The organism is Actinomadura physcomitrii, assembly GCF_008923205.2.
In the GTDB taxonomy this organism is placed as follows: Bacteria; Actinomycetota; Actinomycetes; order Streptosporangiales; family Streptosporangiaceae; genus Spirillospora; species Spirillospora physcomitrii.
The window spans coordinates 153963-180137 of sequence record NZ_WBMS02000015.1 but is presented as its reverse complement, the minus strand read 5'-3'; the positions used below and the strand labels follow the sequence as shown (position 1 = coordinate 180137).

The window sequence follows — 26175 nt, the reverse complement described above, 5'->3', positions numbered from 1 at the left end:
TTCGGGGGCGTCATGACCAACCGCAAGAACCAGGACCAGCACATCGCCGGTACGACCGCGGACACGAACACCGGCCGCGCGCTGAACGTCGCCGAGCGCTCCTTCCAGCTCCTCACCACGGGTCCGCATCCGCTGGCCGTGGACGGACGCGCCATAGGACACGGCATGCCCGCCCGGTCTGTAGACCTGAACGAGCTGCGAACGCTACTGCTGGCCGAGACCGCATCCGACGAGCTGAAGGACGCGGCCTGGCGCGCTCTGGTCATCCGTGCACGCATGGGCGACCCGGCTTGGGTCATCGGATGCGTCGGAGTCGCGATGCCGGGCTTGAAGGCCACGGCCGCCCAGGTCATCCGGACCAGTCCGCACGGGCTCATCGACGACATCGTGTCGGAGATGCTCACCGAGTTCGTCGCGCAGCTGGCCCGCATCGACCTCCATGGTCCCTACATCGCCGCACGGTTGATGCGGTGGGCGCGCAAGGGCGCCTTCCGTGCGCGTTGCCGTGCGACCCGCGAGCTGCCCACCAACCCGTGTGAGCTGGGCGAACGCAGATCCGCACCGGACGTCGACCTGGCCGTCCTCGTGCGGGACGCGGCACGCCAGGGCATCATCACCCCGCAGGAAGCGGAACTGATCGTCGCTACACGGCTCGATGGCCGAACCGTTCAGGACCTCGCGCAGGCCTGGGACGTGGCGGCGTGGCGGTTGTACACGGGCCGGCAGGCCGCCGAGGCTAAGCTCGCCGTCGCGCTCCGGGACGGCCGCGTCTCCGCAGAGGGCATCTTCCCCGGTCCGGAAATGTGACTCCTCCGATAGCCGCGAAGCACTCTTCACCTCGGCGGCATATAGGGCATATGTCCATGCAAGTCGATGTGGTCGGGCTCAGATGTACGGGGATTTACCCTCATGACGGCGTGACATGAACGAAAGCGCCGTCGCGTACGCCTACGATCGCTCGACGTCGCAATCACGATCCCACCCCGGTAACGCGTGAGAGCGCACGTTAATGATCGGGAACGTGGAGGAGGAGACTTGTCCGGGATCGGTCGACGTCCTACATCTTTCGCCTGCCTGCTCGGTGCGGTGGGCGCCGTCGTGGCATTGTCGGGATGCAGCGGCGGGCAACAGGCTGTTGCCCTGCCGTCGTCGACCGATTCCAGGACGCCTTTGGGCTCGTCATCGGCGGCCGACGCGAAGGCAGCCGAACTGGCTTACCGGAATTTCGTTGCGATGCTGGACCGGGCGGACTCTCTGCCCGCCGAATCCCGGAGGCAGCAGCTCGCCACCCTCATGGCCGAGCCTCAACTCTCGCGAGTACTGAAACGCATCGCCGTGATGAAGAAGCAGCATCTCACAACCTACGGGAATGTCATCGTGCATGTGACGAGCGTCCAGCTCACCACGAACGGTGCCACGGTCCTCGACTGCCAGGACACCCGAAATGCAGGGCTCATCAATTCGGTGACGCAGAAGAAGGTCAACCGGGGCGTCAAGGAGGACAGCACCAAAGCCCTGCTGATAAAGGGGCGCGATGGGAAGTGGCGAGTCAGCAAGAGCATCACTCTCGGGGAGGGGTGCTGATTTGGAGACGCTGGTTCCCATATTCATGGGCGTCATCGCCTCCACCACCTCCCTCGTAGCGCCGCCGCCCCGCGACCCGATCCCGCCGACGACCAACATCTACGGCTACAAGTTCGGGGCCGGCGACGACGGAAACCCGCCGGCCTCCTCGCCGTCGGCGCCGAAGTCCGCTGCTCATGAGGCTGAGGAATCGGACGAGATGGGGCCGCACGACTGCCGGACGTTGAGCAACAGTGTCCAGGTCTGCGAGCCGGCGCACCAGGGCGGTAAGGCGCCCAAGATCTCGCCCGCCGAGTTGGCGCTGGAGAAGTGGACGCGGATGCCGATTCCCGCTCCGGTGGTGCGGACGGCTCCGCCACGCGGCTCGGATGGGCTGGTGGGCTTGCCGGAATGGTTCTGGGTCACCAACTCGCATTCACGGAGCGGACGCGTCGCGGCTCGTGGCGTCTGGGTCGAGGTGACCGCCCGCCTGCAGAGCACGACCATCGATCCGGGTTACGGGCGGCCGGTCGTCCGATGCCCGGGGCCGGGCACCGCCTATGACAAGTCGCGGGCGGCTGCGGCGCAGCACACCAACTGCTCCTACACCTTCCAGCAGTCGTCGCTTCACGAGCCCGGACATGCCTATCGCGTACGGGTGTCGGCGACCTGGGGCGGCACCTGGCGAGGTTCGGACGGATCGGGCGGAGCCTTGCCCCCGCTAACGCGTTCGACCGTGTTCCGGCTGCGGGTGGCCGAAGCGCAGAGCCTTTACGGACGAGGAGGGTCATGAAACCGACCACGAGCACGCTGCCCAGGCGATTCCTGTCGAAGGGGGCGCGCGGCCAGGAGCCGGGGTCGTCGGCACGGTTGCCGCCGCTGCCACGGCAACGCCGGCCGCTGCGGATCGTGGGTGCGGCGGTCCTGGTGCTGATCGCGGTGATCGTGAACGTGCAGATGGTCCAGGCGTCCGGGAACCGCATTTCGGTCGTGCTGCTGGCACGTGATGTCCCGATGGGGCACAAGCTCACCCCCGCCGACCTCCAGGTCACACGGGTGGCGGTCGATCCCGCCGTCACGACCGTCCCGGGACGGCAACTCCGAGACGTCGTCGGTCGAAGGGCGGCGATCGGCCTGCGGAAGGGGTCGCTTCTGGCCGCATGGCAGCTGACGGCGCAGCCGGGCCCGCAGCGAGGCGAAGCGCTGGTGACCGTCCCGCTGAAGTCGAGCGCGATGCCGCCGGGGCTGGCACCGGGCTGGAAGGTGCGGGTCGTGTTCACGTCCGGGAACCAGGACCAGGCGGCCGCGGACACCAGCGCACCGAGCCGCCAGAGCACCGGCCTGCGAGACGTGCCAGCGGTGGTCGACGAGGTCAACGGACCCGACACGGAGGGTGCGATGACGGTGTCGCTTGTGGTGGCCGACTTGGACAGTTCGACCCTGGCCCGCGAAGCGGCGGCCGGGCTGGTGGTGCTCGTAGTGACGGAGAGGCAAGCCTGACATGGCGCTGTACTGCGTGATCTCGCCAGGTGGATCGCCGGGGGCGACGACCACCGCGCTGGGCCTGGCCCTGACGTGGCCCGGCAAGGTTCTGCTGGCCGAATGCGATCCGGCCGGACGCTGCGTCCTGCCCGGATTCATGGCCAACCGGCTCCGCGAATCCGCCGGTCCCGGACTGCTCGGGCTTGCCATGGCAGCCGACACCGGGGCGAACACGCCCGTTCCGTTGGAGGAATACGTCGTACCGATCATGGACGACGGCCGCGTCGAACTCCTGCACGGCTTGCGCGACCCACGGCACGGATCCCTGCTAAAGCCCGTGTGGCACCGACTCGCCGCGGCGGCAGTGGCTCGAGACGGCGATGTGATAGCGGACCTGGGAAGGGTCGGCGGCAGTGACACACCGACCGAGCTGCTGCGGGCCGCTCGCGCGGTCGTCATGGTGCTGAAGCCCACGCTGCGGCAGGTCGACGCAGCCCGGCCACGCCTGGAGGCGCTGAAGGAACTGCTCGGCGATCGGGTGTCCGTGGGACTGTGCCTGATCGCTGACGGTTCCTACGGTCCGGCGGAGGTGGAATGGGTCCTCGGTGTACCGGTGCTGCGCGAACTGCCGTACGCACCGTCCGAAGCGCGGGTGCTGTCCGATGGCGCTCGTCCCCGGGTGACTTTCCGAACCTCGCTGCTGATGCAATCACTCCGCGGTCTCGGCCGACGGGTCCGCTCGACTGCGGCCGAACGCATGGACACCGTCCCGGCGCTTGAGGGAGCCGCCCTGTGACCGCGCCCGGCTGGCCGTCCGCGAGTCTACGGAGCGTCCGGAACGGTTCATCGGTCTCCGCCGGCCGCGCGCCCCAGACGTGGCCTGCTGAGGGCGGGTCCATCCTCTGGGCCGCGGTACGGGGTGTGTCGGCACAGTTGGCGGATGTCCTCGTGGACGGTATGGACCGGGTGCGAGCGCGCCAGCTCATCGACTCCCAGGTAGAGGCGTGGGCGGACGAGCAGGTGCGGTCGGGCCGCGTCGTCTCTGCGGAGGAACGGTGCCAGATAGCGCGTGCGGTGTTCGACCGGCGTTTCGGGCTCGGTCCGCTGCAGCCGTTCCTGGAGCGTTCCGATGTGGAGAACATCGTGGTCAACGGCTGCCGCCAGACCTGGATCACCTTCACCGACGGCTCGAAGAAGCCCGGCCCGCAGGTCTCCGAGAGCGATGACGACCTCCTCGAATGGGTCCAGTTGTTGGCGCGTCGCGGCAACACCGGGCGGGAGTTCTCCCACGCGTCGCCGCTGCTGGACGTCGCGCTCGCTGATGGAGTACGGCTCGCGGTGGTGGGCTGGGTGTCGCGGCATCCACACCTGGCGATCCGCGTGCACCGCCTCGTGGACGTCACGCTCCCGCAGCTCGCCCGTCTGGGCACGCTGACTGAGCCGCTGGAGCGGTTCCTTCGCGCGGCGATCCGGGCGCGGCGGAACATCATCGTGTGCGGGGAGGTCAACACCGGCAAGACCACCCTGGTGCGGGCGCTGGCCAACGAGATTCCGCCCGAGGAGCGGGTCATCACGCTGGAGAGCGACTTCGAGTTGTTCCTGGACGACCCGCGCCTGGCGCACCGGCACAACGATGTCGTCGCCATGGAGGCACGGCAGGCCAACGCCGAAGGCGCCGGCGAAGTGCGCCTGCAGGACCTGGTACCGGCCTGCCTGCGGCTGAATCCGGATCGGGTGATCGTGGGCGAGGCGCGGCACGGGGAACTGGCGCCGATGCTGGAGGTGATGTACTCGGGGGCGCGCGGCTCGATGTGCACGCTCCACGTGCACCGGCCCGAGCACGTGTTCAGCCGCGTCGTCCAGCTCGGCCGCCGCGCCGGTCTCGGGCTCGCGGCCGAAGACCTGCACCTGATGTTCGGGCTCGCGCAGCCCCTCGTCGTCCACCTCGAACGCGACGCCGCCGGCAACGAGCGGTACGTGTCCCAGGTGATGGAAGTCGGCCCGCCCGCCGATTCGGCCGAACCCACCCGCAACCTGATCTTCAGCCGGGGACCGGACGGCCGCGCAACTCCTGCGGGTGGCCATATCAGTACCGGGCTCCTGGACGAACTGAACCGGCACGGCTTCGACCCAGCGCTGCTGGAGTCGGACGCAGTCGTCGCGGGCGGGAGCTGGACATGATGGCGATGTTGCCCGCCGCGTTCGCGGGTCTGTGCGCCGCCGCCGGTGTCATCGCGCTGGTGACCGGCCTGCGAGGAGGCGAGCCTGCGGGCGCGGTGCCCCGGCCGCCGTCCCGGCTTCGACTACTGGTCCGCTCATCGGCATGGCCGGGTCGGCAGAACCGGCTGCTGGCCGCGCTCGTCGCCGGGCTGCTGGTGCTGTTGACCTCCTGGTGGCCGGTTGCCGCGGTTGCGGTGGCGGCCGGGGTGTACGCGGTGCCGCCGATGCTGTCGGGACGGGCACCGCAACGCCGGATCGCGCGGCTGGACGCGTTGGCGCAGTGGTCGCGGCGGCTCGCGGAGATGATGGGCGCCAGCCGGGGCCTGGAGCAGGCGCTGGCCGATAGCGCCCGCATCGCGCCCGAGGCGATTCGCGGGCCGGTCACCGTGCTGGCTACGAGACTGAACAACCACGCCAACACCGAACAGGCGCTGCGGGCGTTCGCCGACGAGCTGGACGACCCGATCGGCGATCTGATCGCCTGCGCGCTGGTGCTGGCCGCCCGGCGTCGCGGCCCGGGGACGCGCGAGGCGTTGCGGCTGCTGGCCGACGCCGTCGAGCAGGAAGTCCTCGTCCGCCGGGACGTCGAGGCCGAACGAGCCGGGTTGCGCACGACGCTGATCGTCATCGTGGGCTCGGTCATGGCCCTGAGCGTGCTGTTCGCCTCGTCCCAGACGTTCGCGGCGCCTTACGGCACCGCGCTCGGGCAGACGGTGCTCGCCGTGGTCGCGGCCATCTATGCGGCCGGCCTGTGGTGGATGCGGCGGCTCTCCGTGCTGTCGACCGGGGCAAGGTTCATGCACGCCAAGCACCCGGAATCTGCCGCGCAGGGAGCCGACCTGTGATCGGAGCTGCTGTCACCGGAGGTCTGGGCGCCGTCGGCGCCATCATGCTCGTCCGCGAACTATGGCCTCCACCTCCGCGCTTGGACGCGGCTTTGGCCCGGATCCAGCCCACGCTGCTCCCCTCACCGCCGACCGACGACCTGAGCATCGGCGAGCGCCTCGGCCGGTGGCTGGCCGGACGCCTCGCCCATCCGGCCGGGGCGCTCGCCGTCCCGCGCACTGATCTGGCGCTGCTCGGACGTCCCGTTGAGCGGTTCATGCTCGACAAGCTGGTCCTGTTCGTCACCGGCCTCGTCGTTCCATTGCTCTTAGGCGGTTTGGTCGCGCTGGCCGGAGGATCGCCGACGTGGAAGTTCCCGGCCGTCAGCGCGCTCGCCCTCGCCGTCGTCCTGTGGTTCGTTCCGGACTGGAACATGCGCTCGCAGGCTCGCCAGCGCCGCCGCGACTTCCGCTACGCGTTCTCCTCCTACCTTCAGCTCGTCGTCCTGGAACGCCAGGCCGGCGCCGCCTTGAACGCCGCGTTGGAGGACCCGGCGAAGATCAACAGCGGATGGCCGTTCCAGCGCGTCCACCAGGCGCTCACCCGAGCCCGGCACGGACAGGAGCAGCCTTGGCGCGCCCTGTCCCGGCTCGGTGAGGAGATCGGCGTCCGCGACCTGATCGACCTCGCTCACACCGCTGAGATCGCCGGGAGCGAGGGCGCCAAGATGCACGACGTCCTGGTCGCCAAGGTCGCCTCGATGCGGCACGAGGCGTCCGCCTCAGCACGCGCCGAGGCCAACTCCCGCACCACCGCGATGTGGGTGCCGACCAGCCTGCTCATGCTCGGCTTCGTGATCCTTGTCGGCTTCCCTTTCTTCTCCAAACTCCTGGCATCCGGCTAACGCCCGGCCTCACGCACCAACGCATCGGGGGACCATGAACACGCTCAACGCTGCGGCGATCCGCGCCGCACTCGCCGTCCAAGACCGAGCCCGAAGAGCCGCCGCCGAACTGCGCGACCGCGGCGACCGCGGCTCGGGCGTCGTCGAGACGATCATCATCGTCGCGGGCTTCGCCAGGCTGGCCTTCGTGGTCTACATGGCCGTGTCCAGCAAGGTGCACGGCTGGCTCGGCAAGATCCCTGGATCCACAGGCCCGTGAACGGCCGCAAGGCGAGCCGACACCGCCGCGATCAAGGATCGGCCACCATTGCGGCAGCCATTACATTCCCGGCAGTCGGCCTGCTGTTCCTCACGCTCGCACAAGCGGTGATGGTGTCGGTCGCCCGCGATGTCGCGCAGTCGGCCGCCGAAGAGGGCCTGCGCGTCGCCCGCGCCCGCCAGGGCACCTTCGTGCAAGGACGCGCCGCTGCGGCGTCCTTCGCCCGCAGCGAGCCCGTCCTGCAAACGCCGACCATCACCGTGTCGGGCGCGAACACCATTTCCGTACGGGTGACCGGCACCGCACCATCGCTGCTGCCAGGCGTCAACTTCGCCGTGTCCAGGACGGCTCGCGGTGCCCGTGAACGGTTCACGACTCCTGGACCGGCATGACCTCGAAACGTTGGAGCGCGCTCAGGCAGGACGTCGCCATGGCAGGGGACGCGGGAAACGCTGTCGTGGAGACCGCGATCCTCGCGCCGGTGTTCATCATCTTCCTGGCCGGACTGCTCGTGACGATGCGCGTCGTGCACGGTAGCGCGGTGGTCGCGCAAGCCGCCGCCGACGCTGCACGCCAGGCGTCCATCGCTCGCACCGCCGGGCAAGCTCGCGCCGACGCGACCGCCAGCGCAACGCACACCCTGCACGACCGGGGCCTGCACTGCGCACCGTCCGTCCGGCTCGACCTGTCCGGCTTTCACCGCCCAGTCGGGCAAGCGGCTACGGTGTCGGCGCGTGTGACCTGCGTGATCCAGCTGAGCGACCTTGCACTGACCTGGATGCCGGGCTCACGAACCGTCACCAAGACCCACCGATCGCCCATCGACCCCTACCGGGCCACTCGGTGAGCGCCATCACCTCGGCACTCTCGCGTGCTCGCGGACTCGCGCAGCAGTCCGAGCGCGGGAGCGTCAGCGTCTTCACCGTCATCATCACCCTGGTCGTCCTGGTGTTCTTCGGCGCCGTCGTCGACTTCGAGCAGGTCCTCGAAGCCCGGCAAGACGCCGAAACCGCCGCCCAGGAAGCCGCCCGCGCAGGCACCGGACACGTCGACCTCGACCACGCCTACATGCGAGGCCGATTCGTCGTGGACCGACGGTCCGCACTACGCGCCGCCCGCTCCTACCTGCGCGCCGGCGGATACAGCGGCACCGCGACCACCACCGGCGCCCACACCATCCGCGTCCACGTCACCATCACCCGGCCTGCGCGCTTCCTCTCCCTGATCGGTATCTCCGCCCTGCACGCCGACGCCGACGCGACCGCCAACCTGACCACCGGAGTGGAAGGACCCCACCAGCCATGACCTACACCGGCACCAGCCGACTCGCCGACTTCGCACGCGGCCTCGGCGCTCTGACGCTGTTCGCATGCCTGCTGGTCGGATTCCCGATCGGGATGTACAAGATGATGGGATCTCCCATCCCGGACAGGATGCCGTCCTGGGAGGAGGTCCGCATCACCTTGATGCGGCCGGACGACGACGGCCAGTTCTTCATCGCCGTCCTCACGCTGATCGGCTGGGGTGCATGGTTGCTGTTCGTCCTCACCAGCATCATCGAGGCGATCAGGTACCTGGCCGACTGTTCCACTGCCATCCTGCGGGGGCCGATCCGTCCGCTTCAGCAGCTGATCCGGGATCTGGCCACCATGGCGACGCTGACCTTCTCCACCGTCGCGTCCATCGCCAATTCGGCGTCCGCCGCGGCGCAGACGCACGCCGCGACCGGCGTCCACGCCGCCACCGACCCAGAGCCCAACGCCCCGGGCCGCTCGACGCATGGACACGAGACACCAGCACCAGAGCCGACGACATCCGACTGGACCCCGCTGCTGGCCGCCCAGACCCCGCCCGCTCAAGGGTCCGAACGTCCTTGGCGGACCCACACCATCGAGCACGGCGACACCCTGTGGGACCTCGCCCAGCGCACCTACGGGTCAGGCGTCCTCTACCCCAAGATCTTCGAAAGCAGCCAGCGTGTCGACCAGCCTGACGGCGTCCCCGCCCTGACCGATCCCGATGACCTCTACCCAGGCCAGCGTGTCCGGCTCCCGCGGCTCGGTGAACCAGGCAGCACGTCTTCACCATCGCGGACCACCTCAACGGACAAAGCCGCGCTCTCCGGGCCGTCCCAACAGCAGGAGACGAGTGACGCCCCGGCGCCAGCGCCGCCTCGATCACCGTCAGCGAAGACGACACCGTCGCGGGTGCCGACCCCGGTCGTGGCGCCACCCGCCGACCACCCAGTCAGCCCGAGCCCTTCCACACCCAGCCACCAGGACGACCACCGCTCGCCGCTGGCGGTCACCCTGCCGTCCGGCTCCCGGATCGGGCTCGGTCTCGCCGCCGCGCTCAGCGCCGCCGTAGCCGCCACCCGCCTGCACCGACGGCGCCGACGCCCGATCAATACCGACCCGACCTCGTACGGAAGCCCAGCCGAGCTCCCGATTCCCGCTCCGGTCCTCAAGGCACGCCAGGCCCACATGGCGACCTACGCCGATCACGACGCCCCTCTACCGTCCGACGGCGAACTCGCCTACGAAGAGCTGCTGGCCGAAGGGCCCAACTCCCTCGTCATAGGCACCTGCGGCGACCGTCCTGTCTCCGTTCCCCTGCCCGGCCTCAGCCTCGGACTCTCTGGAGACGGCGCCCACGCCGCAGTCCGCGCCATCGCCACCGAACTCGTGCCCAAGGCCCGCCGCTACCACGCCGAGATCATCATTCCGCAGGCCGACGCGCAGGTACTCTTCCCCGGCGCCGACATCGCCGGCCTGTCCACGGCACTCGAGGGCCTGATCATCACGCCGTCTTTGAGCAGTGCCATCGAACGCCTGGAGGCTGAACTCCTGCGCCGCGGCCGGATGCTCCAGGCGGACGAACTGCCCGACGTACCCGCGCTGCGCGTGGAGGACCCGGGCGAGCCTCTGCCGACGATGCTCCTGGTGGCGAAGGTCCCTGAACACGGCGACGCCGCCGTACACGCCCTTGCGGCGCTCGGCCGCCGCTACTGCATCGGCGCGCTGATCCTCGGCGCCTGGCAGGCCGGCACGAGTCTGGACCTGGCCGCGGACGGCACCGTCACCGCCGCCCACGGCCCCGACTCCGACCAGTTCGTGCAAGCGCGCCTGTTCCATCTGACCGCAGACGACGCCGCCGGCATGCTGCAGACCATCCAGACCGCCAACGGCAGCGAACCTGATGTGTCCGCGTCCCCGCAGGCCGCCGACACGCCGTCTGAACCCGTCCCGCCCAGCGTCACAAGCCTCGTCCCGCCGCCCCGGCGCGTCGCCGAAGGGCATCGAGCTCCCGCCCGGCTTCAAGTGCTCGGGCCGGTTCTCCTGCACACCGCGGATGGCCCCATCGCCACCGGCCTACGGAAAGGAGCCAGACACCTGCTCGGCTACCTCGCTCTGCACCCCAAGGGCGTCACCCGCGATCAAGCCATCGGTGCACTTTGGCCAGACGCCACGCCCCAATCCGGGGTCAACCGGTTCAACAGCGCCACCTCCAGCATCCGCGGAGTCCTCCGTACCGCGACCGGCCTCACCGAACCCAGGTTCCTCATCCACACCGCTGGCCGGTACCGCATCGATCACGACCTCGTCGACGTCGACCTCTGGCAACTGACCGCCACACTCGCGGACGCCAAGCGAGCCGTAGCCGACGAGGACGCCGACAACCGAATCAACGCGCTCGCCCTGGTAAGCGACCTCTACACCGGAGGGTTCGCCGACGACTTCGAGTTCGCATGGGCCGAGACCTACCGCGAACATCTCCGTCGCACCGTCGTCGACGCCCTGGGCCACTTCGTTCAGCTCGTCAAAGAAGACAAACCCGAGTCGGCGCTCGCCACCCTCGAACGGGCCATCACCCTCGATCTCTACACCGAGCCCCTCTACCAGGAGATCATGCGCCTACAGGCACGACTCGGCCGCTCAGACGCCGTCCAGCGCACCTACCGACTCCTTGAACTCCGCCTCGACGAGATCGACGCGGAACCCTGCGAGGAAACCTCCCGGCTCCTGGCCGACCTCCGTCAGCCAAGGCCCCTGTCCGGACGGCGGCCGTCCAAAGCATCGGAGTGAGGTTCCGCGGGGGCCTTGGTCCTCCAGAGTCAGCCGATCTCTTGGTAGGCGGTGGCGATGGCGGAGACGATGTTCATTTGGATGATGCCTCCGGCACGGAACCACAGCAGCGGGGGCAACGACGATGACCGAACCAAGTCGATACTGAGCCCGGCCGGCCAAGGGTCGTCGCCGGGCTCCAGGACGGTCGCTGCGAGTTCCATCAGCGGGATGGCGCCGGAACCTGGCGGCCTGCCCACTTCCAGGTAGTAGACGTCAGTGAAGGAGAGCACGACATCGGGTTTGCCCGGCCCCCAGCGCAGGAGCAGATCAACCGTGCAGGACTCCTCGGTCTGTGACACCGAGAGGCGTTCGATGCCGTAGCCCTCGCAGGCCAGGGCCACCTTGCGGAAGGCGTCGAACACGGTCATGGGAATATCACCCGTTCTCCGGTGGAATGCTGCTGCGTCCGCAGACCGTCCGGTCCGTAACGCGGCTTGTAGTTCTTCTGGTTAGGACCGGGATCGATCTTCGGGCCCAGCCGGATCACTTCGCCGTCGGGCCTGATCGCGACCTCACTCCCGTCCGGATTACTGTAATGACGATATCCTCCCGTGGTCACATTCTTCAGGGTGAAGCCCTGGTCTGCGAGTTCCTGCTCGGCTTCGTCCAGGGACTTCCCATTGAGGTCGGGGACGCGTGCTGCGCCGATGTCGTCGTGGTCGCCTTTGACGGCTCCTTCGAGTGAGCTTTCCAGGCCCTGGGTGTCGGCGTCGTTGGGTTGGACGTTGGGCGCCTTGTCGGCGCTGTTCTCGGCGGCCTGGATGACGTGCTCTGCCAGGGCTCCGGCGGCGATCAAGGTGACGGTGCCGAGCAGTGCGGTGGCGATCGGGCCGAGGATGCTCATCGCCAGCGCGGTGTCGGCGGCCGCCGCGCCGGCGTCGGACGCGCCGCCGGTCTCGGGGGTGAAGAACAAGCCGGCCCCAATGACGACGACGCCGACGACCCCGGCGCCGACCAGTTCCCATTTGGCCTTGTTGTGGGCGTGCTCGACGGCGTCGGCGTACTTGGTGCAGGCGTTGGCGATGTTCGTGCACAGGTCCGGGAGCGCTTGGAGCACTGTGGCGTCGTTGCATGAGGCGTACAGCTTGCTCCACACGTCGTCGATGGCGCGGGCGTCGCGGGTGTTGTTGCCTTCGGTGACCGAGTAGATGGCGGTGCCGAGTTTCCCGGTGGAGGCCGTCAGCCGGTCGTGAGCGGCGTTCCAGGCCGCGGCGGCGGTGCGGAGCTTGCTGGGGTCGCCGGTGGGCCACAGCTCGGCGAGCTGCTGCGGGAGCGAGGACCCCGCCGACCCCAGCACCGACGGCGGCATCGCCATGGTCTTGTCGGTGGTGACCTGTTTGCCGACCTGCCGGCTGAGCTGCCACGGTGGCAGCGACGGCTGCGCCCGCGGGTTGAGCAGCACACCCGATCCCATGGTCGGCGGTGTGCTGATAATCGAGTGGTGATCGGCCCTGAGGTAGTGGCCCGCGGTCGCGCCCAAGCACAGGGAGATGCCACCGACGCTGCGCATCGTGGCTCGGAACGCCCTCCAGGCACCCTGGACCGCGCTGGTGTAGTGCGGGGCGAACGCCACCGCCGCCTTGTCCGGTGCGTGCCCGGCCATTCCGTCGCAGCCGCTCAGCGTCGCGGCCAGGGCGTCCCAGGCGCCGCCGATGTTCCACTGCTCGGTCGCGAACGTGGTGGCGGCCTGCTGCACGACGGCGGGGGTGATCAGGACGTCGGTCACAGCGGCGTCCACATACGCAGTGTGGCCTCATGAGCGGTACGGAAGTTGCGGTGCGCGAGGCCGACGTGGCGATGCAGCCGGTCGAGTTCGGTGGCGAGGTCGCGGGCGGAGGCATGCCAGGAGTCGGCGGCCTCCTGGTAGGCCCGCCGGGCCGGACCATCCCACTCGGCAAGGTGGACGTTCAGGTCCCGTTCCAGCTTCGCCAGCACGCCGTTCAGTGCCTGCAGCGCGTTCCGGAAACTTCTTTCGGTGTCCTCGAACACTTGAAAATCGGCCTCGATTTGCATCGAGCTCCACTCCCACCATCACTAGAGGTGACAAGTGAAGAAAAAGGTATTGAGCCTCGGCCATAACCGGCAACCCCCACAATGCTCGCCGATCCCTATCGGCCGCCTCTAACCTGCGATAACGTCGAACAACTTCAATCCTTGAAGGGCGACTGGGGGTGCGTTGGTCACGGCGTCCGCCGCGGCCCGCAGTATCCGAGCCGGTCATGCCACCACTGGCGTAGCTGCCAGCGCAGCGTTTGTTCAGGAACCGGCGGGTCATCGAAGCCTGGCCCGATCGGCTGCTTCGATGAGGTCCTGGCCAACGGTGCGCAACCACCACCGCCGGGTTCTCCAGTCCAGCATCAGGACGAGCGGGGCCAGCCGCTCGTTTAGGCCGGGAGCGAGACCGGATCGGCCGGTGTCCCCTCCGTCAGATAGCGAGCGATGAGATCGGCAAGGCCGATCGGGTAGACGGTCTGGTCTGTGTGGGCGAGTTCGTCCAGGTCCCACCATCGCCAGGCGCGGATGTCGTCGGTCTGGGTGGCCTCGTCTGGACGAACTTGCTCTGATCGGACGCGGGCGATGAAGTACTTCTCGACCTGCTTGACCTGCTCGCCGAAGATCGGGTGAGTCGATGTGCGGATGGCGAGTTGGGGTCCGATCGGGGCATGCTCAAGGCCGAGTTCCTCGTGGATCTCCCGGACGGCCGCGGCGGCGTGGGTCTCACCGGGCTCCAGAGCCCCTCCGGGGACGGCCCAGAAGATATGGCCCTCGTCGTAGCGGAGGAGGAGTACGCGGTCGTCCTCGTCGAGGACGATCACGCGAGCGGCGTCGCGTGTCCGGGCATCGGTCATGGGCTCCATGGTGGCAGAAGCTCGGCGGTCGACTCCGCCTTACGGCTGGTCAGCGCAGCTTTTCCACGAGGTAGTCGCCGATGCACAGGGCGTCCAGGTCGGTGTCTTGGAAGGTGGCCAGGGCGTCGGCCGGGGTTTCGACGATGGGTTCGCTGTCGTTGAAGGAGGTGTTCAGCACGACGGGCACTCCGGTGATCGTCCCGAAGTTGTCGATCAGGGAGGCGAAGCGCTGATTGGCGTTCGGATCGACGGTTTGGACACGTGCGGTGCCGTCGATGTGTATGACTCCTGGAATGATCTTGGCGCGCTCCGGTTGGACGGTCGGGGCGAGCAGCATGAACGGTGATCGGGTGTCGTCGAGGTCGAACCAGTCGGAGCTGCCGGTTTCGAGGATCGCCGGGGCGAACGGGCGGAAAGGCTCGCGGTGCTTGATGCGATGGTTGAGCGCGTCGCGGCCTGCGGGGCTGCGGGGGTCGGCGAGGATGGATCGGTGGCCGAGTGCGCGGGGGCCGAGTTCGCTGCCGCCTTGGAACCAGCCGATGAGTTTGCCGTCGGCGAGTAGCTGGGCCGCGGTGGCGGCGATGTCGTTGTCGCGCCGCCAGGTGAAGGGCGCCACGGTTCGCTCGACGAGGCCCGAGCGTGGGTCGCGTTTGAGAGCCAACTCGATGTCGTAGTCGTCGTAGGTGCGGCCGAAGGAGTCGTCGGTCAGGGCGCGGCGTGGGAGTTCGCCGGTGAGGCGGTGCAGTCCGTACAGGGCGCAGCCGAGGGCTTGACCGCGGTCGGACGCCGGCGGCGGGATGAAGAGGCTGGTGACGGAAGGTAGGCGGCGGAGGCGGTCGTTGGCGACGCAGTTCAGGGCGACGCCGCCGGCGAGGCAGAGGTTGCCGATGCCCGTGGTGGCGATGAGCTTCTCAGCCAGTTCGGTGAGGATCTGTTCGGTGTGGTGTTGGAGGTAGGCGGCGGCGTTGATGCCGTGCTGGTCATGTCCCTTGCTGTCCGGCGGGCCGAAGTCGGAGTTCGTGCGCGCGGCGAGGTCGGCGACGCCGGTGGCGTGGGTGGAGGTGAGCCGCCCGTGGACCTGCGTGCCATCGAGGTCGAACAGCGGAACCGTGTATGCGTGCGGATCTCCGTAGGAGGCCAGAGCCATGGTCTTCCCGGCTTCTTGGGGTGACCAGCCCAGGTATTCGGTGAAGGCCTCGTAGGTGGGGCCGATTCCGCCTGCTCTGGGGCGTCCGGTGTCGTTGCCGCCGAGCCGGGTGATGCCGTCGGAATCGGCGATGTAGAAGGTCTCGGTGTCGGTGTTGTTGCCACCGCCGTCGGTGACCAGGATCGTGGCCCGCTGGTAGGGGCTGAGGCAGAAGGCGGTGTAGGCATGTGACAGGTGGTGGTCGACGGTGGTGATTCGTTCCATGGGGACGCCGAGGAGGTCGAATCCGGTGTCGGCCGGCTTGGCGGGGGTACGGCCGTAGGAGCTGGCGACGATGAGGTCGACGTCGGCCAGGGCGAGGTTGGTGGCGCGTAGGCAGTACATGAGGGCGTTGAGCCATCCGGGGCTGTAGCGGTGGCGGTTCAGCCGTTCCTCGCCGATGGCCACCATGCGGTCGGGGGTGAGGAGTGCGGCGCCGCCGTCGTGGCCGAAATTGATGCCGAGCACGCATGGGTGGCTGCTGGTCATGAGGACGCTCCCATGAGTCGGTGTTCCAGGAGGTCGGCGGTGTGGGATTCGAGGACCTGGTAGGGGTCCCACAGGCGGGTGTGGCCGTCGGAGCGGAAGAGGCTGGCAAGCTGGAACATTTGCATCAGGCCGCCGCGGTAGGCGAAGGCGGTTGTGATGGGCTCGCCGAGCGTGGCGGTACCGCCGAGGGCGGCGTACTTCTCGGTGAATCGGTCGTCCACAGCCGGCCGAGTTCGGGCGACGGGCGGGGCGACAGGTGGAGCGGCTCCGCGAATGCTGAGTTCATCGGCGACGAGGGAGAGAACGGTCGCCGGGGTGAGTGAATCGGTCTGGATGATGAGCGGCGGCTGCGGGCACAGCGCGGGAGCTTTGTCGGTGTAGAACTCGGCCAGTCGCTGCAGCAGGCCGCGGTCGTACCATTGCCGCCAGCGCGGGTGGCTTGGGCTGCCGCCGCGGCGTTCGAGGCTTGTGCCGACGCTCACCTGGAGGATCACCGTTCGCAGGTCGGCTTCGGTGCAGAGCGGGGCGATGTGTCGCTGGTAGTAGGCGACGGCTTTGGCGTAAGGGAAGCTGTCGCTTCTCCGCGCGGCCCAGGTGTAGGCGAGGACTCCCAGATGATTGCGGTCGCACACGACCACGTGGGCGTCCGTGAGCGCATCGGTGTGCTGCGCCGTGCTGCCGGTTCGGTCCAGGGCCAGGGCGCGGCGCTTCTCCTGCCGCAGGTACCAGAGCGTTTCGGACGCGCTGGTGACATGTGGGCTGGCGGTGCCCACGGGACGAGTCTTGATGTTGGGCTCCGGGAAGAACAGGCTTCGGTCCAGCAAGGCGGGGACGAGGGCGCCGAGCAGTGTCGTCTTGCCTGCACCGGGCGGCCCCTCGATCGCGAGGATCGTTGGCCCTGTCATCGCCCGCTCCTCGCATACGTCGGAGGGACGTCCTTCCAGGCACCTTGGTCGTTCGCCGATGCGAGCGCTGCGGACGCTAGGGCGAGCGTCCGCAGATGGTCCGCCAGGTCGTGCTCGGGCGCCGTCACGTGGTCCAACGCCGCGGTGAACGCGGTGTAGGCGCCGAGGATGCCGTCGGGTACCCACTCGCCGCTGGGGGCGTGGGTGATGGAGCCGGTGGTGGTGTGCAGGGTCGCGGTGGCGTAGGTGGCGGCGGCGTCGGCCTTGTCTCCGTTGACATACCAGGAACTCGACCAGGCGTGCGAAGTGCGTGTGTGGTTGTGCAGGGTGAGAGAGGCGACGAGTGGGCCGTCGAAGGCCAGCATGATGCTGTAGGAGAGCGGGCACTGGGCGGTCTGGCCGGGAAGGCGGCCGGCCTGGGCGGAGACGGCGACCGGCTCGGTGCCGGCGATCTGGCGTGCGAGATCGAGGTAGTGCAGTCCGTGGTCGAGAAACAGGTAGCCGGGGTGGCGCGTGAACCAGGTGTCGACGTCCTCGGTGAAGTGGTGGACGTGCGCCAGGTGAGCCAGGTTTCCGAGTTCGCCGGCGCGGACCCAGTCGAGGAGCCGACGTTGGGCCGGCGCCCAGCGCAGATTGTGGTTGACCGCGATTTGGACGCCTGCGTCGGCGGCCTCGCGGGCGATCGTGTTCGCTTCGTCCAGGGTGTAGGCGACCGGTTTCTGGACCAGGAGCGGTTTGCCGTAGGGCAGTAGCTCGCGGATCAGGTCCAGGCGGCCGTCGGGCCGGGTGGCGATGTCGAGCAGTTCGACGTCCGGGTCGGCGGCCAGCTCCTGCGCGCTGCCGTGCACGCGGAGGTCGGGAAACTCGGTTCTGAACTGCTGGGCCAGATGGGTGGCCGTGGTCCGGGACTGGCTGCAGATCGCCGCGACCGGGACACGGCCCTGGGCGTATGCCGGTAGATGCCCGGTGCGGACGATGCGACCAGCTCCGACGATCCCCACGCGCCATGGTTTGGTGTCGTTCATGGTTGCTCCGAGTTCAGGGGGACGGATTCTCTGGTGCTCGATGCGGGGTCGTTCACGGTGGTGAGGCGCGCCAGGCCGTAGGCGAGCTGTTCGACGGCCTCGGCGATATGACCCGTGCCTGCAGGAATTGCTCGTCGTCGGCTACTGGCGGTGAGACGGTCGGCGATGGCCGTCCACATTCGTTGTGCGGGCAGGTCGTCGCCTCGGACAGGGAGGAGCGGCCGTTGCCGCGCACCGTGGGCGACTACGGCGCCCATACCCGCTGGCCCGTACGGGGTCGGGAACTCGGCGGTGAGGGTCGTGTCCGAGCCGGTGAGCGTCACCCGATCGAGGTGCACGTTGGGAGGAGCCGAGCCGATCGTGCACGCAATCGTTGCCCCGTCCGGGGCGCGAACGATGCCGTGAACGGTGGCGCGATCCTGGCTGAGGATGCAGGAGACAGGCCGGGCGTTCGGCACGGTCAGCGCCATCGTGGTGAGGAGGTGGTATCCCTGCCACAACAAGATCTTCAAGGCGCGTCCACCGACTGGACCGAGGACAGCGGGAGGCGGCGGCTCCCGGTCGGTTCCGAAGGTGTAGGGCGCCGCACCCGGTGGGAGAAAGGGCTGGCGTGCGGCCGCGTCGTGCCCGTCGGCCTTGACCATCCAGCCGCCTCGAAGCTCGTGCTCGGGTAGCTCACGCCCAAGCTCCGCAACAGCACTGTCGAATGCCCGGACGACGCCCACTTCCAGCAGCAGCCCGGCGGCGTCGGCCTGGCGGCGAAGCCGACGCGTGCGGCCGAGGTCCAAGCTGACCGGCTTCTCGGTGAACACATGGACGCCGGCGGCGAGAGCCGCCTCGATCCATGGCTCGTGGACGCCGGTGAGTACGGCGAGCAGATCGGCGCCCTCGAGCAACTGGGCGGTGTTCGCAGCTACTCGGCCTCCGAATCGGGAGACAGCCTGTTCGGCGCGTCCGATCTCCCGGTCGTAGACGGCCGCGATTTCCACGGCCGGATGGGCGGATAGGACGGGCAGGTGAATGCCGTACGCGGCGCCGCCGCATCCCACCACCGCGACCCGCCACGGCCGCCGCGTCACGGCCGCGTCCTGGTGCCCGTCCGGCGCGGGCTTCATGGCGTGCCCTGAACGTCAGTGACCGCGCTCAGGGCACGCTGAGCGATCAGGTGGTCCGGCAGGCGGCGCAGGGCAGGGTTGAACAGCTCGACGGACAACGGCCCGGTGTATCCGGCGTCGGTCAGTGCGCGGAGAAATTCCGGCCAGGGCAGGGTGCCGTCGCCGGGGAACAGCCGCATCTCGTCGGTCCAGCATTCGGGCGTCACGGTCGCGGGCGTGTCGGCGACCTGGACATGTGCGATTCTCGACGGCGCGAGGCCGGTCAGCTGCGCGGGATCGGCACCGGCCGCCGCCCAGTGGAACGAATCCACGCACACCCCCAGGGCCGCCGCTGCAGTGACGTCACCCACGGCGTGGAGGAACTGCACGAGTTCCTGCAGGCCGGTGATGAACGGACTTTGCCCGTCCAGGCATGGCGGGAGGCCAGCCTGGACGCCGACCGGTTCGACGGCGAGCGTCAGCCCGTGCTCCGCGCAGGCGCCGCCGAGCATCCCGAGCCGCTCGGCGGCGAGGTCATGGGCGAAAGAACCGTCCAGGTCAGTCCGCGGATTGAGCACGATCGTGGCAACCCGGCAGCCAATCGCGCCAAACGCTTCCAGCCGGGTCTCCAGACCGTCCACCGCATGCAGGAAGGTCGGTGGGTCGACAAGCAGCGGATGCGGCAGCACGGGACCGTCCGGCAGAAGTCCGCACGCGGCTGCGACCTGGATACCGAGCTCGTCGAGCAGGTCGGCGGCCCGGGTTGGCCCGTACGCCACGATCTGCTGGATCGATGCCTCGATCAATCCGATTCCGTTGGCGGCGGCCAGCCGAGCGACCTGCTCGAACGACAGGCCGCTCACGGTAGCCGGGTTCAGGCACGCCGCGAACGTAAGTGGTTCCGCGTTGTGGGTGAGCATGGTGGTCGGCCTCCGCTCAGGCCGTCGCGAGGTCGCCGGCCAGCAGCCGGGCACGCAGCGAGTCCAGGCCGGCCAGAACCTCGGCGATCACCTTGCGGACGAGCGGTTCGCTCAGCGGCTCCTCGCCGGAGGTCTGCACGACGGTTTGCCACGGGTCGTCGAGATCGCGGCCGGACTGCGACACCAGGGCCACCGCGACCGTTCGGCCGGTTTCGGCGTGCAGGCGTTCGGCAGCCTGTTGAGCGGCGAGGTTGTAGAGCTTGCCGACGTGATAAACGGGGTTCTTGCCCGACACCCCCTCGGCGGACCAGGGCCGCAGCATCGAGATCACCCCGTTGGTCCGGTTGCCGCGACCGACTACGCCCTCGTCGCCCGACTCCAGCGACGAGCCGATCGCCGTCAGATACAGCTCCTGCCGCTCGTCGTTGTCGCGGGTGTTGACGGCGGCCTCGATCACGCAGTGGGGAGCGGTCTCCTGCGCGATCTCGGCGATCAGCTCGCGTAGCCGCGCGCGCCGTCCGACGTAGGTGGACAGGTCGGGGGTGTGCTCGGCGATCTGCGGCACACACGCGGTGACATGAACCTGGTTGCCGTGCCGGACCACCATGATCTTGATGTCGGTCCCCAGCCACGGCTGGGGACCGGCCTGCTGAGAGTCGGTCAACTCCGCCTCGACGGCGATCGCGACCTGCTCGGCGATCCCGGACGGGGCGTAGCCGACGCCGGCAGAGGTGTCGTTAGCGAACAGCCGCGCCCGCTCAGCGAGGTCGTCCAGACTCCTGGGCGCGAACCAGAACCGCCGCCCTGCCTGCTGAGCGTCGGTCTCGCCCAGCACCGCGCCCGGGCTGGACGCCTGGGTCACTCGAGGCCGCAACACCAGGTCACGGGTGACGTCCAAACGCGGGAGCGCGTCCGCCAGGTAATCCTGGACCGCCGCCTCGATGATCGCCTCAACAGGAATTGGTTCGTCACCGAGAGCGGCGGTGAAGCGGCCGTTGACCAGTGCGGTGATCGGGGCGGTCAGTTCGCCATGTCCGAACCGGACGTCCGCAGCACCGCCGAGCAGGGCGGTCTTGTCGGCGTTGTGGTGCAGGATCGCGCCGAACTCATCCAGGCAGTAGCGGCTGTAGGCGCGTGAGACGGCCTCGGCCACGCCGTCGGCCAGCGTGTCGGGGTGACCGGCGCCTTTGCGTTCGACCACTTCGAGCGCATGGTCAGCGGGTGGCAGGCCGGTACCGGTGATCACGTTCATGTGCATCCCTCCGGATTGGTGGAGCTGAGTGGGAGCAGCGTCCGGCCGGTGAGGACCAGCCGGACGCGTTCGAGGTGATAGGTGCAGATCCGGACGGCGTCGCGAAGCGCCACTACAAGCTGCACGTCGTCCAGGAAGGCCCAGGCAGCCGCAAGCAGCGCCAGGACGTCGACGATGTCAGAGAACCCCGCACGGATAGCAGGCGCTGGGACGCGCACGGTCGTGCGCATGCGAGCAACAGAGAGCCCGTGGCAGGCGCCCTGAAGGATGAACCACCGCGGACGCGTCTGCGCGCGGCCAACAGCGTGGTCCACGACCGCCTTCGGCTCGATCACCACGCGAAGGCCCGCCTGCCTCACCCGATCGGCGAACTCCAGGTCCTCGCAATCGAGTGGCAGCCGACCGCGACGCCCCAGGTCAGTCCGCAGGAGCCCGAGCCGGGCGAAAGCGCGCCGGTCGACGAGGATGTTCGCGCCGACGATCCAATATGGCCAGCCGTAGTCGCTGAGTTTCTCGGGCCAGTCCAGCGGGCCGTGGCATTCGGCGAGCGGACGGGCCGCAACCCAGCCCATCGTGAGCGCCGTCCCATCGGGATAGGACGTCACCGCCCGACCGCCCACGACGGCTGCGTCATGCTGACCGACCGCCGCCACGAGCGCCTGCAGCCAGCCCGGGCGCGGGCGGATGTCGGCGTCGGTCAGCACCACGTAACGGCCCCGCGCGGCCTGGATGCCACGGTTCCGTCCCCGGCTCAAGCCCGGACGCGGTTCGTGGAACACCCGCACCGGGAACGGCCACGAGCGGGCCGCTACCGCGCCGCCCTCGCACTGGCCCCGCCGGCTGTTGTCCACGATCACGACTTCGAGGCCAGCAGGCCTGCTTCCGACGAAGCTCTGTTGCGCCAGCGCGGCCAACAGGCCTTGCAGCGCGTTCGCGTTCCCCCGTACCGAGACGACCACCGACACCAACGGCTTCTCGCCCTGTGCACATTCCAACGCCGAGCCCTCAGCCCGCCGAGCCGCAAGGGGCGGGCCGGACGACCTTTGCGCTCGTTCACGTACGACGTCACCGACGTACGTCCCGGCTGTGTGCACCAGACGGGCAGCATCACCAACCGATGCGATGGCGGGCCGCAGCATGGTCATCATCACGGTGACCACCTCCGAACTCGCTCTGTGCGCCGAACCCGTTGCGGCGCGATCGCCAAGAAGTTAGAACCGCAGGAGGGCCACCACCCGGAAAGAAAATCCGGGGTCACTCGGCGGAGATCCGTGATGAGCGATCACTGGCAAGACCTGTCACCCGGGCAACGCGTGGCCTGGCACCGCGTCCGCCGCGGCATGCCCCAAGAGGTCCTGGCCGGCCTGGTCGGACGAACCGAGGACTGGCTCAGCAAGATCGAGAACGACCGCGCCCCACTGGACCGGCTCTCGGTCATCCGAGCCCTCGCCGACGCACTGCGCATCTCTGTCTTCGACCTCATCGGGCCGCAGCCCAGCACACCGACCCGCGCAGAGCCGTCCGCCCTCGACGTCGGTCCGATCCGCTCCGCGCTCACCGACTACCGGCAGCTATCGCCGCTGCTGGCCGCCCTCGACGCGGAGCCGGAAGCGCCTCGCCTCGACTTCCTCCGCCGAGACGTCGCCGAGGCAATGACCGCCTACCAGCAATCGCGCTACGCACAGATGCTGGCCCGGTTACCGGCGCTGCTCACCCAAACCCACCTCGCCACCCGAGAGGCGCAGGCTCAGCATCAGCCCGAAGCGGACCGGCTCGCCGCGCTGGCCAACCAATCCGCAGCGATGATCCTCACCAAACTCGGCGAAACCGACCTCGCCTGGATCGCCGCCCAACGCGGGCTCACCATGGCTGAACGCACCGCCGATCCCACCGTCATCGGATCCCTGTTCCGCTCGGTCATCCACGCCCTGCAATCCCAAGGCCGCCTCGACGAAGCCGCCGCCATGGCCCAGCACGCCTCCGGATACCTCGAACGCCAGAACGCGCACCGCTCACCCACGCGCCTATCAATCCACGGCACCCTGCTTCTCCCCGGCGCCGTCGCCGCCGCCCGAGCCGGCAACCGCACCGTCGCCAACGACTACCTCGCTCGTGCCGAACAGATCGCCGAAGAGCTCGGTGCCGACGCCAACCACCTGTGGACCGCCTTCGGCCCCACCAACGTGCGCATCCACCGCGTCACCACCGCCATGGCACTCGGAGACGTCCCCACCGCACTCGACCTCATCCCCGGAATCGACACCGCCCACCTGCCCGCCGAACGCGCCGTCCGGCACAGCCTCGAAGTCGTCAACGCCTACCGCGCCCGGAACAAGATCGACGAAGCCATTGGCGAACTCCTCACCGCCGAACGCCGCGCTGCCGAACAGGTCCACGCCCACGTCATGAGCCGCCAACTCGTCCACCAGCTCCACGACACAGCCACCGGCCGGCGCAGCCGTTCCCTGGCCGATCTCGCCCGCCGCATGAACATCATCTAGGCCGTGTCTCAAAGTGGGATGAGCGGCGTGTCCGGCCACGAAAGCAGTGAGGTCTCCGGTACAGGGGTCATCGACCAAGAAGACCCTGATTCCCGGAGACCTCGTGGCCAGCGTAGTGGTGACGAGGCGGTTTGACCTGACCGATGGGCAGTGGGCGGTCCTGGAGCCGCTGCTGCCGGTGCCCAAGGGGCCGGGTCGGCCGTCGAAGTGGACGAAACGGCAGTTGATCGACGGGATCCGCTGGCGGGTGCGCACTGGCGCACCCTGGCGGGATGTGCCTGCCTGCTATGGCTCGTGGCAGGCGGTGTACGGATTGTTCCGCCGCTGGCAGCGCAGCGGCTGCTGGGCACGGATCGTGGCCGCCCTGCAGGCCCGGGCCGATGCGTTGGGGCTGATCGGCTGGGAGGTGAACGTCGACTCCACCATCGTGCGGGCGCATCAGCACGCCGCCGGTGCCCGCCGACGAGTCGATCTGCAGCGCGAGCCACCCGGCGGGACGAGCATCGAGCCGGACGATCACGGGTTGGGACGCTCGCGCGGTGGGCTGTCGACCAAGGTGCATCTGGCGTGCGAGCAGGGGCAACGAGCGTTGTCGCTGGTGGTGACGGCCGGGCAGCGTGGTGACGCCCCGCAGTTCGAGGCGGTGATGGCCGGCATCCGCATCGCCAGGCTCGGACGGGGGCGCCCCCGGACCCGGCCCGATCGGGTTCGGGCCGATAAGGCCTACTCGTCGAGGGCGATCCGTGCTCACCTGCGCCGACGCGGTATCGCGGCCACGATCCCAGTGCCGGCCGACCAGGCCGGCCACCGCCGGCGGCGGGGCAGCCACGGCGGCCGTCCACCGGCATTCGACCCGATCGACTACCGCGCCCGCCACGCCGTCGAATGCGGCATCAACCGCCTCAAACGCCATCGGGCCATGGCCACCCGCTACGACAAGCTCTGCGTCCGCTACCAGGCCATCCTGCAGATCATCACCATCGACGAATGGCTCCACCTACTTCGAAACACGGCCTAGCCCGATCTCCTACCCTCACTGCTGTGACCGATGACCCGGCAGCGAGCTTCACCCGCGCCCGCGCGGCGGCAGGTGTCCTGTTCTTCGACGACCGCGACCGCATCATGCTGGTCGACCCCTCCTACAAGGACTACCGCGACATCCCCGGCGGCTACGTCGAGGACGGCGAAACCCCCCGGCAAGCCGCAGCGCGCGAAGTCGCCGAAGAACTCGGCATCAGCCCACCGATCGGCCGACTCCTGGTCGCCGACTGGGCCCCCAACGACACCGAAGGCGACAAAATCCTCTTCCTATTCGACGGCGGCACCCTCACCACCGACCATCTCAACGCCATCCGCCTCGACCCTGTCGAACTCGTCGGCTACCACTTCCACGACATCATCCAGATCCACGACCTGACGATCCCCCGCCTGGCCCGCCGCCTCGTCCATGCCCACGCCGCCCACCACGACGCCACCACCCGCTACCTCGAACACGGCGAACAGCCGTAACGGCAAACGAGCGCGGCGTCAGAGGTGGCGCTTCGTCCTCCGCTCGGATCTGCGAGTGAGCTCGTCGCCAGTATCAGCGAGGTGTGGCCAGCTCAGCAGGAAGCCGGCCCGCATCGCCGGAGGCTCCGATGCCCTCCCTGCATCAACGATCCGAAGCTCGCACGTCACCGCTCGACCCCGCTTGCCGGTTCTTGGATGTCCTCGGCTACGCAGTTCGGCGTGCACTCGCGACGATCCGTACGTCGCGCCGGAACCGGTGTGAAGCTTCCGGATCCGCTCCGGCAGACGCCCGGTCCACTGACCGGCGCGCTCGGGCCAGGGCTCAGGAGGATGTTCCATCACCGGGCGGTCATTGCAGTCCGTTGGCCCGCGGCCCGCTCAGCGGCCCGCTCGTCCTCGAGGGCCAGCCGCGCATTCTGCCGCCGCGCCTGGACGTCTGCCCGCTCTGGTCACTTTTTGTACGTTATGGATCAGACGCGCCGCCGACTCGCTAGACAAGCTGTGGAGCTGTCCGGAGCGGAATCATCAGTGGCCATGAAGGTTGTCGCAGATATCGCCGCAGATGAGTTCCCGCTTAATCCCTCGAACGCCGAAACATCCGTATGCCAGGAGTCGATCGAGCTCGCTGACGCCGATCTCGCCGAGTTGGTCCGCCTGCCCTGGCGCCGCAGTCGAACCCGGCTCAACCTCGGTCCTGAGCCGACCTTGCAGTGCAGCCACGAACGCGACCACGCGGGCGAACACGTCGCCTTCAGCGCGGAAAGCGGCGAGAGCGGCGAGAGCGGCGAGCTCACCCTCTGGGTCGCCTGGGACAGGGAACGCACGCGCATCTTCTCCGCCGAGTTTTGCAGCCGCAGCTCTGCCTCAGGCCACCTGTGCTCCCTACCCCGTGGACACCTCGGCCGCCACGCGATGGGCTGAGGAAGGACGAGAGCATCGCCTCCAAGGGTCGTCGAGGACTCAAGCGGCGCCGCGCCGACCGGTATCTGCAGCCCGAGGCAGGGTCTCTCACCTGTCACTCCCCAAGGAACGGGTACCGATCGAGTCAACAAAACACACAGCCGA

The 26175-nt window shown here is 68.8% G+C and carries 28 protein-coding genes; 17 read left to right on the top strand and 11 right to left on the bottom strand.

Annotated features, from left to right (window positions below; translation table 11 throughout):
• Positions 1-12 precede the first annotated feature (12 nt).
• The 13 genes from F8568_RS20720 to F8568_RS20660 all read left to right on the top strand — a co-directional run bounded on the left by F8568_RS20720 (position 13) and on the right by F8568_RS20660 (position 11338).
• Complete coding sequence (locus F8568_RS20720) at positions 13-807, top strand: hypothetical protein (protein ID WP_151595259.1); 795 nt, start codon at positions 13-15, stop codon at positions 805-807.
• A gap of 228 nt (positions 808-1035) precedes the next feature.
• Positions 1036-1584: a hypothetical protein gene (locus F8568_RS20715; RefSeq protein WP_151595258.1), complete on the top strand. Its 549-nt coding sequence runs from the start codon at positions 1036-1038 to the stop codon at positions 1582-1584.
• 1 nt (position 1585) lies between these two features.
• Positions 1586-2356 carry a hypothetical protein gene (locus tag F8568_RS20710; protein WP_151595256.1) on the top strand — a complete coding sequence of 257 codons (771 nt, stop codon included), beginning with the start codon at positions 1586-1588 and terminating at the stop codon, positions 2354-2356.
• A complete protein-coding gene (locus F8568_RS20705) occupies positions 2353-3063 on the top strand; it encodes an SAF domain-containing protein (protein ID WP_151595254.1) in 711 nt (236 codons plus the stop codon). The genes F8568_RS20710 and F8568_RS20705 overlap by 4 nt, the downstream gene beginning before the upstream one ends.
• 1 nt (position 3064) lies before the next feature.
• Positions 3065-3841, top strand: a complete 777-nt coding sequence (locus F8568_RS20700) for a hypothetical protein (RefSeq protein WP_151595252.1) — start codon at positions 3065-3067, stop codon at positions 3839-3841.
• Positions 3842-4002: 161 nt separating this feature from the next.
• A complete protein-coding gene (locus F8568_RS20695; RefSeq protein WP_151595250.1) occupies positions 4003-5226 on the top strand; it encodes a CpaF family protein in 1224 nt (407 codons plus the stop codon).
• A complete protein-coding gene (locus tag F8568_RS20690) occupies positions 5223-6110 on the top strand; it encodes a type II secretion system F family protein (RefSeq protein ID WP_151595248.1) in 888 nt (295 codons plus the stop codon). Before F8568_RS20695 ends, F8568_RS20690 begins: the two co-directional genes overlap by 4 nt.
• Positions 6107-6994 (top strand): type II secretion system F family protein, encoded by an 888-nt coding sequence (locus F8568_RS20685; RefSeq protein ID WP_151595246.1) that lies wholly within the window; start codon positions 6107-6109, stop codon positions 6992-6994. The genes F8568_RS20690 and F8568_RS20685 overlap by 4 nt, the downstream gene beginning before the upstream one ends.
• Before the next feature lie 34 nt (positions 6995-7028).
• Positions 7029-7253, top strand: coding sequence for a hypothetical protein (locus F8568_RS20680; protein WP_151595245.1), 225 nt, complete (start codon positions 7029-7031; stop codon positions 7251-7253).
• A complete protein-coding gene (locus tag F8568_RS20675; protein ID WP_151595243.1) occupies positions 7250-7645 on the top strand; it encodes a pilus assembly protein in 396 nt (131 codons plus the stop codon). The genes F8568_RS20680 and F8568_RS20675 overlap by 4 nt, the downstream gene beginning before the upstream one ends.
• A gap of 65 nt (positions 7646-7710) precedes the next feature.
• Complete coding sequence (locus F8568_RS20670; RefSeq protein ID WP_160573683.1) at positions 7711-8100, top strand: TadE/TadG family type IV pilus assembly protein; 390 nt, start codon at positions 7711-7713, stop codon at positions 8098-8100.
• Positions 8097-8558, top strand: coding sequence for a TadE/TadG family type IV pilus assembly protein (locus F8568_RS20665; protein WP_160573682.1), 462 nt, complete (start codon positions 8097-8099; stop codon positions 8556-8558). The genes F8568_RS20670 and F8568_RS20665 overlap by 4 nt, the downstream gene beginning before the upstream one ends.
• A complete protein-coding gene (locus tag F8568_RS20660; RefSeq protein WP_151595238.1) occupies positions 8555-11338 on the top strand; it encodes a BTAD domain-containing putative transcriptional regulator in 2784 nt (927 codons plus the stop codon). The genes F8568_RS20665 and F8568_RS20660 overlap by 4 nt, the downstream gene beginning before the upstream one ends.
• A 29-nt stretch (positions 11339-11367) precedes the next feature.
• Here F8568_RS20660 and F8568_RS20655 read toward each other — a convergent pair whose 3' ends face one another.
• From F8568_RS20655 to F8568_RS20605, 11 genes are all read right to left on the bottom strand, one after another.
• Complete coding sequence (locus F8568_RS20655; RefSeq protein ID WP_151595236.1) at positions 11368-11748, bottom strand: hypothetical protein; 381 nt, start codon at positions 11746-11748, stop codon at positions 11368-11370.
• Positions 11745-13118, bottom strand: a complete 1374-nt coding sequence (locus F8568_RS50500; protein ID WP_151595234.1) for a PASTA domain-containing protein — start codon at positions 13116-13118, stop codon at positions 11745-11747. The genes F8568_RS20655 and F8568_RS50500 overlap by 4 nt, the downstream gene beginning before the upstream one ends.
• Positions 13103-13393, bottom strand: a complete 291-nt coding sequence (locus F8568_RS20645) for a WXG100 family type VII secretion target (protein WP_151595232.1) — start codon at positions 13391-13393, stop codon at positions 13103-13105. The genes F8568_RS50500 and F8568_RS20645 overlap by 16 nt, the downstream gene beginning before the upstream one ends.
• Positions 13394-13764: 371 nt before the next feature.
• Complete coding sequence (locus tag F8568_RS20640; RefSeq protein ID WP_160573681.1) at positions 13765-14229, bottom strand: NUDIX hydrolase; 465 nt, start codon at positions 14227-14229, stop codon at positions 13765-13767.
• A gap of 49 nt (positions 14230-14278) precedes the next feature.
• On the bottom strand, positions 14279-15904 hold the full coding sequence (locus F8568_RS20635) for a carbamoyltransferase family protein (RefSeq protein ID WP_151595229.1): 1626 nt from the start codon (positions 15902-15904) through the stop codon (positions 14279-14281).
• Positions 15901-16809 carry a nucleoside/nucleotide kinase family protein gene (locus F8568_RS20630; protein WP_151595227.1) on the bottom strand — a complete coding sequence of 303 codons (909 nt, stop codon included), beginning with the start codon at positions 16807-16809 and terminating at the stop codon, positions 15901-15903. Before F8568_RS20630 ends, F8568_RS20635 begins: the two co-directional genes overlap by 4 nt.
• Complete coding sequence (locus F8568_RS20625; RefSeq protein WP_151595225.1) at positions 16806-17834, bottom strand: Gfo/Idh/MocA family protein; 1029 nt, start codon at positions 17832-17834, stop codon at positions 16806-16808. Before F8568_RS20625 ends, F8568_RS20630 begins: the two co-directional genes overlap by 4 nt.
• Positions 17831-18949: a Gfo/Idh/MocA family protein gene (locus F8568_RS20620; RefSeq protein ID WP_151595223.1), complete on the bottom strand. Its 1119-nt coding sequence runs from the start codon at positions 18947-18949 to the stop codon at positions 17831-17833. Before F8568_RS20620 ends, F8568_RS20625 begins: the two co-directional genes overlap by 4 nt.
• On the bottom strand, positions 18946-19848 hold the full coding sequence (locus tag F8568_RS20615) for a sugar phosphate isomerase/epimerase family protein (protein ID WP_151595221.1): 903 nt from the start codon (positions 19846-19848) through the stop codon (positions 18946-18948). Before F8568_RS20615 ends, F8568_RS20620 begins: the two co-directional genes overlap by 4 nt.
• Before the next feature lie 16 nt (positions 19849-19864).
• The gene (locus F8568_RS20610) at positions 19865-21100 is read right to left on the bottom strand and encodes a methionine adenosyltransferase (RefSeq protein WP_160573680.1); all 1236 of its coding nucleotides are present in this window, start codon (positions 21098-21100) and stop codon (positions 19865-19867) included.
• On the bottom strand, positions 21097-22065 hold the full coding sequence (locus F8568_RS20605; protein ID WP_202125190.1) for a glycosyltransferase family 2 protein: 969 nt from the start codon (positions 22063-22065) through the stop codon (positions 21097-21099). The genes F8568_RS20610 and F8568_RS20605 overlap by 4 nt, the downstream gene beginning before the upstream one ends.
• Before the next feature lie 309 nt (positions 22066-22374).
• Between F8568_RS20605 and F8568_RS20600 the strand changes: the two genes are divergently transcribed.
• The 4 genes from F8568_RS20600 to F8568_RS20585 all read left to right on the top strand — a co-directional run bounded on the left by F8568_RS20600 (position 22375) and on the right by F8568_RS20585 (position 26031).
• Positions 22375-23601: a helix-turn-helix domain-containing protein gene (locus tag F8568_RS20600; protein ID WP_151595218.1), complete on the top strand. Its 1227-nt coding sequence runs from the start codon at positions 22375-22377 to the stop codon at positions 23599-23601.
• Positions 23602-23704: 103 nt separating this feature from the next.
• Entirely contained in the window at positions 23705-24619 is a 915-nt protein-coding gene (locus F8568_RS20595; protein ID WP_151595217.1) for an IS5 family transposase, read from the top strand.
• 23 nt (positions 24620-24642) lie between these two features.
• Complete coding sequence (locus F8568_RS20590; RefSeq protein WP_151595215.1) at positions 24643-25110, top strand: NUDIX domain-containing protein; 468 nt, start codon at positions 24643-24645, stop codon at positions 25108-25110.
• 534 nt (positions 25111-25644) lie between these two features.
• Positions 25645-26031 carry a hypothetical protein gene (locus tag F8568_RS20585; protein ID WP_151595213.1) on the top strand — a complete coding sequence of 129 codons (387 nt, stop codon included), beginning with the start codon at positions 25645-25647 and terminating at the stop codon, positions 26029-26031.
• Positions 26032-26175: the final 144 nt, after the last annotated feature.